Raw genomic sequence first — 13,326 nt, 5'->3', positions numbered from 1 at the left:
TTAAGTCAAAAGTACTTAATAACTACATACCGGAGTTATTAAAATATAACAAAGACACTTTAAAGTACAGTATTTACTAGGAAATCTTTCATCAAAATAAATAAAATAGCAAACTCTATTTTTGAGTTTGCTATTTTCAATTTACTAATTTATATATCTTAAATTAAATCATCTAAGCCATTAACGGTAGTTTGTTCATTCTCATTGATAGGAATAATTATGCATTTTTGCCCATCAATTATTTGAGATTTTATCTGAGGTATTTTTTCAGGTTTTACTTGAAGTACAACGTCATAGTCAGGAGTAACTTCAGTATTCTCTGAATTTGTATAGAAAGCTTCTTCTAAATTAGTTTCTGAAGTTTGTTCTAAAGCTACATTGTCGTCATTAATCTCTGTAGGTAGGGTCTTTTCATTATCAGCAGCAACCTCTTGCTTAGCTTGTTCGAGTTTAGTTTCCAGTATCTTTACCTGTTTTAGAAGGTTTTCTTCTCTTCTTCTTTGCTCATTTGCCTTAAGCGCCTTTGTATCAATTAAGTTTTCGGCTAAAGGAAGATCCTCACCAAAGTTTTCTACATAGGATTTTTCAATCTTAGTGGTAATTTCTTCAGGAACGCCACTCTCTATTAAAAGATTTTGTACAACCTGATTTGTTAAGGTTATAGGTTCACAATCTGTATCTTCATAGGTAGAGTTATATTCCTCTATCATAGTATTTAGATTTTCTTGTATTTCCATAAAGATTTTATCAGCCTTCTCTTCATCAGCACTAAAGGAATCTTTAATAATTGATTGGAATGTTTCCTTTTGTATAGTAACAGTCTGTTTTGAATAACAACCTAAAGCATTTTCCATTAACTCTGGATGAGTATCCTTTGCATTTTTTGTGTAATACATAATAGAGTTAACATCTGCACCACGATCAATGAAAGCGGGAAACACAAAGCCGTTGGTAGGGGCATCAACTACCCAATCTCTAATACGTGCTCTTATTTTGTTTTCTTCTTCAAAGTATCTAAGACCTGGTTGTGAAAGAGAAACAGGACATATTGCACATAATACATATTCATATATTTCTTCAGACTCATCTATCTTTAGATTATCTTTGGTTTTAGTGATAACATCATAAGAGTCATGAAAAAGAAGTATTATAAAGTTACCGGTATAATCATAGTTATCTATAATGGAATCATAAAAAGCATCAAGAATATTATCATCCTTTAATTGACTGTTTTTAAGCTGCATAAGAGAGACTTGTCTTTCATTTGTAAGCTCTTCATTAAGTGGAAAGTTAAGCTCTAAAATATTATTTCCAACAGTTCCAGACAATACTTTTTTAGCAATTTCTAAATACTTATGGTAGTCATCTTCCTCTAGATTTAGGAAGGTTTCTCTAAATTTTAAAATAATATGTTTTTCTCCACTAACATAGCATCCACACATTTTAGAGAAGGTGCAATGATCTTTTTTGTAACGTCTCTTTAACTCAAGTATATCTTTTTTTCTCATATATAAACCCCTCAATCTATTCTTTTCTATTTGTAGGTATTAATTAATATATTCTCCTTATTAAGTATAGTATTTTTTTCATATTAATTAAAGACTTTATACATAATTTGAAAGAATTTAATATATATAGAAAAAATAGGATACATTTGCACCCTATTTTATAAGTTAAATATTAATTGTTGTTTTTCACTATATTTTTAAAGCCAACGTAAGTTGCATAGAAGTATCCGCCGTATATTACAATAAGTGCTAAAGATATCACAAGGATAGAACTTCCAAGAAAGCTCTTATTGTAGGTGCTAAACAGTTCATTAGTTACGCTTATTCCAATTACTGAGTGTATAATAGCCAAAGTTAAAGGGGCCATAAAGTATATTAGGTTTTGTACTAGTATTGATTTATTTATCATTTTTTCAGTGGCGCCTATCTTTTTTAGTGAGTTATATCTATTTAGGCTATCACTTGCTTCTGATAACTGTTGTAATGCTAGTACTGCAGTACTAGATATCAAAAATACTATACCTAAATATATACCAATGAATACAATCATTGTTGATGAACCGTATACTCTTACATGAACCTGTTCTATTGTATCTCCAAAGAAAGGTATAAAGGATTCACCATTATCTCTCTTTTTAAATACATCATTAAGTCTATCTGCAAATTTCTCCTGGGATTCTTTATAATTATTGCTTTGGAACATTACATTAAAGTTTGTAGAATATAGTTTTAAATCTCCGGTGAAGTTATCAGGAACTATGATGTAAAAGAAGTTTAGACGAGAACCTGTTGTAATTATATTTTCTTTTATAGGAATTTCATTTTTAATACTATAAGGCTTATTCTCTATAACTATAGATGTTTCATTTTTTATAAACTTAGCAAAAGCATTATTAAACTCACCATAGTTAGATACAATTAAAATCTCGTTATCAATTAATTCAATAGGTTGTTGTCCCGTAAGCTCTCTTATTGAATTATATTCAGATATTTTCACAGCTGATATAGGACCGTCCATATATTGTTCTTGAAGATCTTTCTTTTCTTGCTCAGTTGAATACTTGTTTAATAAGTCGCTTAATTTAATATTAAGTTGATATTCATTAAAAAATGTATGTTTTTCAGAGGGAGCAAATTTAAAGTTCATTTTATCTAAATAGTCTTTAATATCTCTTGTCTTTTCATTATTATCATCAGTATAAAGCTGAGCTGAAGCATCAAAAGAAGTATTTCCTTTTAGCAATTTATCAAAGCTACCTTTATAGCCAAACATGGTAAATAAAAGTGTGATAGTTAAAAAAAGCATGAGACATATTACAGACATTGATAGAAAATTAGTAGTTATCTTGTTGTTTATCTGCCTTAATACAAAGATATTTAAGTTTTTAAAATATACTTTCTTGTTCTTTTGAACAACTTGAATAAAAAAACTAGATAGACTAAAAAAGCATAATATAGTTCCTACAATTCCAAGTAAAATAGAGAGTATAAATTCAAAGCTATCAGGGGCTAGTCCTACCTTTAATACTAGATAGTAGGCGGCTATTAGTAATACTACAGCTAAAAGAAATACAAACATTGAAAGAATAGGACTGCGTAGCTTTATATCTTCATTTTTCTTTGCTGCATTTAGCATATCTATTAGCTTATATTTAGAAATAATAATTTGATTAAATATCATAACTAGAATAAATATTATTCCAAAATATAGAGCAGATTTTATTATTGCATTTATTGATATGATAAACTTATAGCTACTCATATTAACGGCTAAAAGCTTAGCTGTAATAACTGATAAGCCTTGTGAAACTATAATTCCAAGTAAAAGTCCAGCAACTAGAGACAATAAACCGATTAAAAAAGTCTCAAATATTAATAGTCTTGAAATTTTACCTTTTGACATACCTAAGGTCATATATATACCTAATTCTTTTTTTCTCTTTTTTATTAAAAAGTTATTAGCATAAACTATAAGTCCACCTAAAATAAAGGATACAAATACGGAGGTTCCAGATATAAGCTTATTTAAGGTCACCATATAGTCTTTAGTACTTTTACCTATTTCAAGTACTGAATTTTGAGCTTCAATAGAATTAAAACTGTAAAATATACATACTGCAAAGGTTAGTGTAAGAAAATATATAGAGTAATCTTTAAAGCTTCTTTTTACATTATTTATTGCTATTTTAGAAAACATCGCTTGCATCTCCTCCAAGTAAAGTTACAACTTCAATTATTTTATTGAAGAATTCCTTTCTTGTATCATTTCCACGTATTAATTCATTAAAGATTCGTCCATCCTTTATAAATAAAATTCTACGAGTATAGCTTGCTGTAAAAGCATCATGAGTAACCATAAGTATTGTAGCCTGAAAATCTTTATTCAGCTTCTCAAAAGAGTCTAAGAGTAATCTTGAAGACTTAGAGTCTAAGGCTCCAGTAGGTTCATCAGCAAGGATAAGTGAAGGCTCAGTAACTAAGGCTCTAGCAGAAGCTACTCTTTGCTTTTGACCTCCAGACATCTGAAAAGGATATTTATTTAGAACATCTAATATCTCTAGCTTCTCAGCAACTTTTTTAACTAGGTTATCTATTTTATTACTTTTTCTATTCTGTATTGTTAATGCCAAAGCAATATTTTCGTAAGCAATTAGGGTATCTAGAAGATTAAAATCCTGAAATATAAATCCAAGTTCATCACGTCTAAACTCTTCTAGACCTTTTGATTTAAGAGTTGTAATATCCTTATTATTTATGATAATGTGACCAGTTGAGACGCTATCAATAGTGGAAATACAGTTGAGTAGGGTAGTTTTACCGCTTCCAGAAGGACCCATTATTCCAACAAACTCACCCTTATCAACCTTAAAGCTTACATTATCAATAGCTTTTGTTATATTACCTTTATTACCATAGTATTTTTCAATTTTTTCTACACTTAGTATGCTTTCCATTTATTATTTCCCCCATTATTTTATGTGTGCTAGAGACAGTTACTGTATATATTTATATAATTATTTTTTTACATCAAATTCTCCACGAGCTTGTATGATCTCACTGTCATCTGCATAAATACTAACGCTATAATGACCCTCTTGAAGACCTTCTGGAACTGATAAGTTAGCAGAAAAATATCTATCGCTACTCATATCTATATCTTCCTGAACTTTAAATCTATTTACTGTAGCAACTTTACCTTTATACCATACAACAGTTGCTTTTTTTACTAAGAACTTTTTGCCTTTTGCAGAAAAGTAAACAGTATCTTTTGGTGAAAATGTAGTTGTTATATTTGTAGGTTCTCCCATATCATCTACACTCTTGGATATAGTTCCATCGATGATTTTAGGACCGTTAAAGTATTTATAAGTTTTTCCACCTCCAACTATTATAACAATGGCTACAATTACAGGTATTAATAATTTTTTCATTAAAAACTCCTCCTAATAATTTATTATTATCTTGATTACATTTATTATTTTACTAGGAATTCTTACAGATACATATTGGTTTACATTTTATTAAAGTTACATTTTTGCAAGATTAGACACATACTGAGATTTTTAGAAAAAAAATAACGGATTTGCAGCTAAGACAATATGAAGTAGCCATAAACCCGTTATTATAAGATTAGTTAATCTATTAAGTTAACTTTGCCTAAGGGAAATATAATACTTACTCTTGTTCCTTCTCCTATTTTTGAAGTTAAAGTAAGTCCAAGGCCAAGCTGTTCGGAAAGTTTTTTGCATAAGTAAAGGCCCATTCCAGTAGACTTACCAAACTTTCTCCCATTCTCTCCAGTAAAGCCTTTTTCAAAGATTCTATTTATATCTTTATCTATAATCCCTATACCATTATCCTCTATATTGAGTACAATATTGTTTTCATTTCTAACAGAATATACTCTTATTCTGCTTTTCTTTATCTTAGAATATTTAATTGAGTTTCCCACTATTTGATTTAGTATAAATTCCAGCCATTTGGCATCACTATATACAGTGCCTTCTACTGATTCTATATCGATAGATATTTTTTTATTTATAAGATCTCTGGAATTTTTCTTTATAACTGTTCTAACAAGGGTAGCTAGAGAAAACTCTTTAATAATATAATCTTTGCTTACGGTATTACTTCTTGAGTAATAAAGTACTTGTTCAATATAATCCTCAATTTTTTTTATTTCATAATTAATAATTTTTGTAACTTCGTTTTGGTTGTTTTCTATAACTAGTTTTGTTGATGCAATAGGTGTCTTTATTTCATGGACCCAGATTTCTATATATTCTCTATATTCACTCTGCATATCTCTATATTTCTTTACATGTTCGTGCATATTCTTATTAGCCTGTTTCAATAAATCATATATAAACTTGCCTTCTATAAATTCAGGCTCTTTAATAATTTCAGAAAGAAGGTACTTTTTATCTAAATTATCCATAGTATTATATAGCTCGTCATAGAATCTTTTTAGCTTAATAAATTCTGCCAACATGAAAGAAAGAAGGGGAAAAAACCATATAAGAAAGAGTAGCATAATTAAACTAGTTCCAAGATTGACCAGTAACATAATACCACACAGGATAATGAATAATATAAAATTAATTAATAAGAATAAGGCTCTATCTTTTAAATAATCTTTTATGTTCATGGCAGTATATATCCTAGTCCACGTCTAGTTTCTATATTTTCACTCATCCCTAATTCATTAAGCTTTTTTCTTAGTCTTGTAACATTAACAGATAAATTATTATCATCTACGAAAATGTCTGAGTTCCACATAAAATCCATTAGATCATCTCTGGAGACTATCTTTCCTTGGTTTTTAATTAAATATGAGAGTATTTTAAGCTCATTTTTAGTTAGTTCTATGGTATTGCTTTTGTAGGTAACAGAGCTATTTGATAAGTTAAGCTTTAAGTCATTATAAGAAAGAGTATCTTGGGAGGTTGAGCCATGAACTCTTCTTAATATAGACGCAATTCTTGCTAAAAGAATTTGAGTGTTATATGGCTTTGTAATAAAATCATCAGCACCTAAGTTCATACTCATAAGCTCATCCATCTCATTGTCTCTACTTGTAACAATTATTATTGGGACATCAGAGCTTTTTCTAATTTCTCTGCATATGTGATATCCATCAAACATAGGCAGGTTTATGTCTAATAGTATTAAATCTGGTTTTTCACCTAGGGTATACTCAATAATATTTTCAAAGCTTGTTGGCGCTACAACTTCATAACCGTATCTAGTTAGAAAAGTTTTAAGTTCTTCTCTAATAGTAGCCGTATCTTCTATAATAACTATTTTTGACATGGATTCACTTCCTTTGTAAAAAATCTATAGAATATATTTAAAGGATGACATTAGCTGTAATCAGAAATGTCATCCTTTTTTGTATACTTAATTATGAGGAAAGTCCTTTCCCTAATTTAATTATACCATATGTAAAATTCTAAATATAGACTGTTTCTTTTTCAAAACCACTGCTACAATTTAGTAATCATCATAATCTTTTGCTATTTTGAACTCAGGATTTTGGAGTTATAGGAGGGGTATTCATGAATAGAAATCACCATGAATGGAAGCTTGAATATGAATGGTTACAGAATGTTCTTAAAGAGGTTAGAAAACAGTTAAATGAAAAACGTCATATGAAAGAAAACTTTAAAAAGGATGCTCTTGAAACACAAAAGCAACTGTGGCAGGATTTAGGGCCTCTTTCCATAAGTAATGGATTGGATCAAGTTGTAGAGTTTATGGAATTCATCACTACTATGAAGATACAAAAGAGAAGACATGAGCTTAGCAGAAAACTTCAGGATAAATATGAGAGAATGCTTTCTTCATCTTATTTCGGAAGAATTGATTTTCTTGAAAGAGGAGATGAGAAAGCTGAAAAGTACTATATCGGAATATCAAATCTTGTTAATGATGATTATGATATTCTTGTATACGACTGGAGAGCACCAGTTTCCAGTATGTTTTATGATTATGCAATTGGAGAAGCAGAGTTTAAATGCTTGGAAGGAACTGTTGATGGAAAACTAACTCTGAAAAGACAGTATAAAATTAATAATGGTGAAATTGAGTATATGTTTGACAGCAATCTTAAAATTGACGATGAGATGCTTCAAGATATCTTGAGTAAAAATACTGATACTAAGATGAAAGCTATAGTAAACACCATTCAAAGAGAGCAGAATAAAATAATTCGTAATGAAGAGTACAAAAATCTAATTGTTCAAGGACCTGCAGGAAGTGGAAAAACCTCTGTTGCTCTTCATAGAATTGCATATCTTTTATATAAGCACAGAGATAAAATAACTCCTCAAAATATAGTGATATTCTCTCCTAATGAAATTTTTAATGATTATATTTCTAATGTATTACCCCAACTTGGAGAAGACAATATGAGCCAGACAACATTTAAGGAATATATGCATAAAGCATTAGGCAGTGAACTTGTGAAGGAAGAGTACTGCGAAATGATGGAATATATACTGGCCTCAAAGAAGAACCCAAGCTATGAAAATAGAATTAATAATATAAAATATAAGTCTTCCATGGAATTTTTAGATGTATTAAAAGAATATGTAACCTTTATTGAAAAGGCAGATAGAAATTTTAGGGATATTATCTTCAGAGATAGGTTAATAATATCCTCAAAAGATTTAGAAGAATTGTTTTATAAAGATTACATTAAGCTTCCGCTGAAAAGAAGACTTCAGAAGATTAGAGAAAGAATTTTGTTCCTTTTAGAACCACATGAAAAAGGATTTATAGAGGAAGAAAGAAGTAAACTTGAGGCATCTGGTTCTTATATAGATAAAGTAGAAATTATGGAGCGAAGCACAGCAAGTATAAAACATGAAATAAAGGATATATATGATGAAATAAATAGAATTACAGAATTTAATTTTATAGATATCTATAAAAAGCTATTTGAGAAACTGGAGATTTTTCATAAAACTTTAAACACTGAATTTTGCAGTAAGAAAATTGATGAAATTAAAAGTTACACTTTAGAAAATCTGGAGGCTGGAAAGCTTAATTATGAGGATCAACCGCCTCTTCTATATTTGAAAGGTGCTCTAGGAGATCTTCCTAAAACATCAGAGATAAAATATGTCATCATTGATGAAGCTCAAGACTATACACCACTACAGTATGAAATCTTTTATCAGCTCTTCCAGCATGCTAATATAACAATGCTTGGGGATCTGAATCAATCCATAAACCCGTTTATGAACCGAGGAGATTATAATAGCATTTCTCATATATTCCCGGGAAATAATACATGTATAGTAAACTTAACTAAAAGTTACAGATCTACAATGGAAATTACCAAATTTTCAAGAATGCTGCTCAATAAGGAAATTACAGATGAATGTGTAGAAAGAAGTGGAGAGGAGCCTTTAATTCTTGGCTTTCAAACTGAAGAAGATATAAAAGGCAGACTTCTTGAGGACATAAAACTATATAAGGAAAAAGGATATAAATCTATTGGAATTATAACTAGAACTGCATCAGAAGCAGATAAGGTATACAATTTCTTAAAAGATAAGGTGCAGGTTAAAGCTATAATGAAGGATGATGATGAATATGTAAGTGATACTCTTGTAATCCTGGCTTATCTTGCTAAAGGACTAGAATTTGACGTGGCCATTATCTATAATGCAGGAAATGAAAATTATAGTTGTGATGAGGAAAGGTTATTACTTTACACAGCATGTACTAGAGCCCTTCATGTTTTATGTGTATATTATTCAGGGGTAATTACACCACTTCTTAAAGAAGCAACATTTTGATTATTTTCTCTAAGGTGGAGAGTATGTTAGTGTTCAGAGTGAAAGGAGTAAATTATCTATGATTCCAGAAACAAAATTAAATGCCGTTAAAAAAGCTCTACAGGAAGCCTTTGACGTAAGTGAATTTGAAGATATCAGAGAACTAACTGGGAATTTTGTCATAAGAAATGATAATGATGAAGCAGAATATCTTAGAAGCTATTTTGGAGAAGAGGTAAATGAATATAGGCATGCACGATTTTTTCTAATGAGTTAATTGATGCACATGTTTTATGTGGCTGTTTTTATGACACTTGCATCTAAAGGTAAGCCTGTGGATTTAAATATGAAGAGATCAGATTTTACAAACTTTCATGACCGTATATGGTCAGGTGAAATCAGTTTAGCCTCTGATGAAGCTAAGTTAGAGTATGCATGGGTTCACATGGACCAAGTTTTAAAGAATATGAAGACAAAGCGATTTGAAGAAGCACTGAGTATTGTGGCTAGTCACCAAGACATTTAAATAATAAAGGCTATGTTAGAATTAGTTTTAACATAGCCTTTATTATTTGGTAGAAAGTATATTTTTGATTAAACAGGTGTAGAGCATACGTAAATTCTTCTGGAATTTTAAAATTATAATGTTTGTTTGCAAGAACTAACTGTAATTTCTAATACTCTTGTTAAAAATGAGTATTTTTCTTTCATCATATCAAAGTGTTCTCCGTCTTTCAAAAATCTAGCTGTTCCTTCAAGTAAAAATCCGGTGCCCATATAGTTATATCCCTTTACTTCCTTACTGCCAAGAGTTAGTTTAACTTTAGGATTAGCATTAATATTTTTTTCAGTCTTAAGCATAGCAGCTGCAGGAATTAAAATTTTATTATCCTCTAATATAACTAAATAGCTATTCCATGTATTAGAAACATGAGCCTCGTTATTTGCACAAGTTACAATAGAAACTACACCTTCATACTTTAGCACTTCGAAAAATTTTTCTGAAAACATTTATATTCCCCCTCTAAATTATGGATAGATAATATCGTCGACATATATTATCTATTATTATAGTATAATACTTTTATTATACTGTCAATTAAATATTTTATAATGAGGTATATAATTGATGTTAGATGAGTGTATTGAATGGGAATAAATAATAGGATATTATAAAAGATGACCATAAAATATTAAAGGAGTATGAATAAAATGAAGTTTTCAGTAGGAGTAGAATATGCACTACATTGTTTACTATATATGGTAAATTTAGAAGAGGGTAAGTCTGTGGGAATAAGGGATTTAGCAACATTTCAGGGTATTTCAGAGACGTATTTATCAAAAGTATATGCAAAATTAAGTAAATCAGGAATTATAAAATCTATACCAGGTGTAAAAGGTGGGTATGCATTAGCGCGTAGCGCAGAGGAGATAACATTTTGGAATGTTATTGAGGCAGTAGAAGGAAGTGAGGCATTCTTTCAATGTGCAGAAATTAGACAGAACAATATATTATTAGATAAAAATAATCTACCAGAGACACATACTAAATGTCCTTGTTTAATAAAACTAGTAATGTTAGAAGCTGAAGATGAAATGAGAAGATATTTAAATAATAAGACATTAGCATGGTTATATGATGAGGTATATAATAAAAAACTTCCTAAGGATGTAGAAAAAGCAACAATTGAATGGTTTAATAATAGCAGAAGGTAATGAATTATATAAAACTAAATTACTTAATCTATAAAAGAATTTTAGATTTTAAACCATAGAGTCCACAATTTATGAACCCTATGGTTTTTTATATGATCATATAGGAATTTTAATAAGTATAGTACTAATTAAGCTGGTACCATCTCTTTTTGATTTTGACGATTCCAATGTCTATGCTGAGCTATATTAGATATAAATTGTGTACTGAAATCACTCATATTATTAGCATTTCGTATAGTAATTACACCTAATTCATTAACTAGTTGTGATTGAGTATCTGGACCTGCCATAGCCACGTTCTTTACAGATGAGGCCATTAGTAAGTCTACACCTTCACTAGAAGCTCCTATTGCCTTCGCATGCTTAAAGGCTTCATTTGCAAAGTGTAAAGCATCACCTTGCATAACTAAACTATCTACACTTTGTTTTCCACCAGCTATATAAAGTCCATCATATTTTACAGAACTTGTAGTTAAGAAGTTTTTACCCACTTCTAATTGATTTCCATCAGTGCTTGTTAGCATGCCTAAATTTTTGCTCACTATTTCTGAATGTACACCAGCATTTCTTAAAGCATCCATTACATCAGTAAGTTCTTTATAATTAAAGCCATTGTCAGCTAAGATAGCTATCTTTCTTGTTCTTGCATCTTTTACTGTATTAGTCTGACTTACCGCTGGGGATGTAATAGTGCTACCAGTAGGGCCTGGAGTCTTTGGTGCTTCTACACCTACTCCTGCGGCAATTTGAATTGCTAGATTGCCATCTACATTGTTGAACATCTCTACTACTCGTTGTTTAATTTGCTTATCCATAACGCTTCCAACCTCAAAGTGGAAGGCATCAATAATATGTTGTTTTTCTATATCAGACATACTGTTCCAGAAGAGAGTAGCCTGAGTAAAATGATCTGCAAAGCTTTGGCTGCGCTCACGAACCTTCGCTCCTTCAACTTTTTCAGCATAGTGTTCATAGCCACCTTGAGAACCTGGCACTGGAGTTGGAGAGTTATTTTGTATAGAGTTTGGGAAATAACTAACAGCTCCTTGATCTATAGTCATTCTATGGTAACCATCCCGTTGATTGTTATGAACAGGAGCTACTGAACGATTTATTGGAATCTCATGGAAGTTAGGTCCACCTAATCTTATAAGTTGTGTATCTAAATATGAAAATAATCGTCCTTGTAGTAAGGGATCATTACTAAAATCTATTCCAGGTACTACATGACCAGGATGGAAAGCTACTTGTTCAGTCTCTGCAAAGAAATTGTCTACGTTTTTATTTAGTGTCATTTTCCCTATTATTTTTACTGGAATAAGTTCCTCAGGCCAAATTTTAGTGGCATCTAGAATATCAAAATCAAAATTGAACTCTTCTGATTCGTCTATCATCTGAACTCCAAGTTCGTACTCAGGAAACTCACCCATATTTATAGCGTCCCATATATCTCTTCTATGATAATCAGGATCCTTACCCGCAAGTTTTTGTGCCTCATCCCAAACTAGAGAATGAACTCCAAGAATAGGCTTCCAATGGAATTTAACAAAACGGGCTTTGCCTTCATCGTTAACTAATCTAAAGGTATTAACTCCAAAGCCTTCCATCATCCTAAGACTTCTTGGAATAGCTCTATCAGAAAGAAGCCACATAATCATATGGGCAGTCTCTGTATTGCTAACTACAAAGTCCCAAAAAGTATCGTGAGCAGCAGAGGCCTGTGGTATTTCATTATGAGGCTCTGGCTTAAGAGCGTGAACAACATCTGGAAACTTAATTGCGTCTTGAATGAAAAATACAGGAATATTATTAGCTACTAGGTCGTAGTTTCCGTCCTCAGTATAGAACTTAGTAGCAAATCCACGTGCATCTCTTACAGTATCGGCAGAACCTCTAGAACCTACTACAGTAGAAAAACGAACAAAAACAGGTGTCTTTACTGAGGGATCTTGAAGAAATTTTGCTTTTGTAAACTCATTCATAGATTCGTAAGCTTGAAAATAACCGTGTGCTCCAAACCCACGGGCATGAACTACACGTTCAGGAATTCTTTCGTGATCAAAGTGAGTAAGTTTCTCTCTAAAGTGGAAGTCCTCCATAAGAGTTGGTCCACGATTACCAGCCTTTAGTGAATCATTAGTATTAGATACACCTACAGCTTGATTAGTAGTAAGGTTACTGTCAGCATGGTTTACACGAAAGATTGATAATTGATCATCTTTACTTTGCTCTTTTATAGGAGCTTTACTTTTCTGAACTGGATCCATTATGTACCTCCTTCAAAATCCTTAATAATATAATCATAATAAGTATCC

The 13,326-nt window shown here is 30.9% G+C and carries 12 protein-coding genes; 4 read left to right on the top strand and 8 right to left on the bottom strand.

What is annotated here, in order from left to right:
• Positions 1–158: 158 nt before the first annotated feature.
• The 6 genes from ACX0KU_RS04615 to ACX0KU_RS04590 form a co-directional block, all read right to left on the bottom strand.
• A complete protein-coding gene (locus ACX0KU_RS04615) occupies positions 159–1,508 on the bottom strand; it encodes a DUF4317 domain-containing protein (RefSeq protein ID WP_472991723.1) in 1,350 nt (449 codons plus the stop codon).
• Between the two features lie 172 nt (positions 1,509–1,680).
• Positions 1,681–3,705, bottom strand: a complete 2,025-nt coding sequence (locus ACX0KU_RS04610; protein WP_472991722.1) for an FtsX-like permease family protein — start codon at positions 3,703–3,705, stop codon at positions 1,681–1,683.
• Positions 3,695–4,462 carry an ABC transporter ATP-binding protein gene (locus tag ACX0KU_RS04605; RefSeq protein WP_472991721.1) on the bottom strand — a complete coding sequence of 256 codons (768 nt, stop codon included), beginning with the start codon at positions 4,460–4,462 and terminating at the stop codon, positions 3,695–3,697. The genes ACX0KU_RS04610 and ACX0KU_RS04605 overlap by 11 nt, the downstream gene beginning before the upstream one ends.
• A gap of 60 nt (positions 4,463–4,522) precedes the next feature.
• Entirely contained in the window at positions 4,523–4,939 is a 417-nt protein-coding gene (locus tag ACX0KU_RS04600) for a hypothetical protein (protein WP_472991720.1), read from the bottom strand.
• 203 nt (positions 4,940–5,142) lie between these two features.
• On the bottom strand, positions 5,143–6,156 hold the full coding sequence (locus ACX0KU_RS04595) for a sensor histidine kinase (protein WP_472991719.1): 1,014 nt from the start codon (positions 6,154–6,156) through the stop codon (positions 5,143–5,145).
• A complete protein-coding gene (locus ACX0KU_RS04590; protein ID WP_472991718.1) occupies positions 6,153–6,821 on the bottom strand; it encodes a response regulator transcription factor in 669 nt (222 codons plus the stop codon). Before ACX0KU_RS04590 ends, ACX0KU_RS04595 begins: the two co-directional genes overlap by 4 nt.
• 245 nt (positions 6,822–7,066) lie before the next feature.
• On the opposite strand from ACX0KU_RS04590, the gene helD reads away from it, so the two are divergent.
• Genes helD through ACX0KU_RS04575 form a run of 3 tightly spaced genes read left to right on the top strand, consistent with a single transcriptional unit; the run spans position 7,067 to position 9,821 of the window.
• Positions 7,067–9,316: an RNA polymerase recycling motor HelD gene (helD, locus tag ACX0KU_RS04585; protein WP_472991717.1), complete on the top strand. Its 2,250-nt coding sequence runs from the start codon at positions 7,067–7,069 to the stop codon at positions 9,314–9,316.
• 58 nt (positions 9,317–9,374) lie between these two features.
• A complete protein-coding gene (locus ACX0KU_RS04580) occupies positions 9,375–9,572 on the top strand; it encodes a hypothetical protein (RefSeq protein WP_472991716.1) in 198 nt (65 codons plus the stop codon).
• 9 nt (positions 9,573–9,581) lie between these two features.
• A complete protein-coding gene (locus tag ACX0KU_RS04575) occupies positions 9,582–9,821 on the top strand; it encodes a hypothetical protein (protein WP_472991715.1) in 240 nt (79 codons plus the stop codon).
• A 113-nt stretch (positions 9,822–9,934) separates the two neighbouring features.
• On the opposite strand, the gene ACX0KU_RS04570 is transcribed toward ACX0KU_RS04575, so the two are convergent.
• The gene (locus ACX0KU_RS04570) at positions 9,935–10,306 is read right to left on the bottom strand and encodes a pyridoxamine 5'-phosphate oxidase family protein (protein WP_472991714.1); all 372 of its coding nucleotides are present in this window, start codon (positions 10,304–10,306) and stop codon (positions 9,935–9,937) included.
• Between the two features lie 201 nt (positions 10,307–10,507).
• Here ACX0KU_RS04570 and ACX0KU_RS04565 point away from each other — a divergent pair, with 201 nt between their 5' ends.
• Positions 10,508–11,011: an Rrf2 family transcriptional regulator gene (locus tag ACX0KU_RS04565; protein ID WP_472991713.1), complete on the top strand. Its 504-nt coding sequence runs from the start codon at positions 10,508–10,510 to the stop codon at positions 11,009–11,011.
• 128 nt (positions 11,012–11,139) lie between these two features.
• Here ACX0KU_RS04565 and ACX0KU_RS04560 read toward each other — a convergent pair whose 3' ends face one another.
• Positions 11,140–13,278, bottom strand: a complete 2,139-nt coding sequence (locus tag ACX0KU_RS04560) for a catalase (protein ID WP_472991712.1) — start codon at positions 13,276–13,278, stop codon at positions 11,140–11,142.
• Between the last annotated feature and the right edge of the window lie 48 nt (positions 13,279–13,326).

The sequence above is a fragment of the Clostridium sp. X genome, assembly GCF_055755365.1.
Note: the sequence above shows the minus strand (reverse complement) of the source record. Positions and strands in the feature narration are given on the sequence as shown.

Bases quoted from the DNA above. Each gene is read 5' to 3' on its own strand.
- ACX0KU_RS04565 (WP_472991713.1), top strand. From the start codon at position 10,508: ATGAAGTTTTCAGTAGGAGTAGAATATGCACTACATTGTTTACTATAT.
- helD (WP_472991717.1), top strand. From the start codon at position 7,067: ATGAATAGAAATCACCATGAATGGAAGCTTGAATATGAATGGTTACAG.
- ACX0KU_RS04610 (WP_472991722.1), bottom strand. From the start codon at position 3,705: ATGTTTTCTAAAATAGCAATAAATAATGTAAAAAGAAGCTTTAAAGAT.
- ACX0KU_RS04575 (WP_472991715.1), top strand. From the start codon at position 9,582: ATGTTTTATGTGGCTGTTTTTATGACACTTGCATCTAAAGGTAAGCCT.
- ACX0KU_RS04580 (WP_472991716.1), top strand. From the start codon at position 9,375: ATGATTCCAGAAACAAAATTAAATGCCGTTAAAAAAGCTCTACAGGAA.
- ACX0KU_RS04560 (WP_472991712.1), bottom strand. From the start codon at position 13,278: ATGGATCCAGTTCAGAAAAGTAAAGCTCCTATAAAAGAGCAAAGTAAA.
- ACX0KU_RS04605 (WP_472991721.1), bottom strand. From the start codon at position 4,462: ATGGAAAGCATACTAAGTGTAGAAAAAATTGAAAAATACTATGGTAAT.
- ACX0KU_RS04590 (WP_472991718.1), bottom strand. From the start codon at position 6,821: ATGTCAAAAATAGTTATTATAGAAGATACGGCTACTATTAGAGAAGAA.
- ACX0KU_RS04600 (WP_472991720.1), bottom strand. From the start codon at position 4,939: ATGAAAAAATTATTAATACCTGTAATTGTAGCCATTGTTATAATAGTT.
- ACX0KU_RS04595 (WP_472991719.1), bottom strand. From the start codon at position 6,156: ATGAACATAAAAGATTATTTAAAAGATAGAGCCTTATTCTTATTAATT.
- ACX0KU_RS04615 (WP_472991723.1), bottom strand. From the start codon at position 1,508: ATGAGAAAAAAAGATATACTTGAGTTAAAGAGACGTTACAAAAAAGAT.
- ACX0KU_RS04570 (WP_472991714.1), bottom strand. From the start codon at position 10,306: ATGTTTTCAGAAAAATTTTTCGAAGTGCTAAAGTATGAAGGTGTAGTT.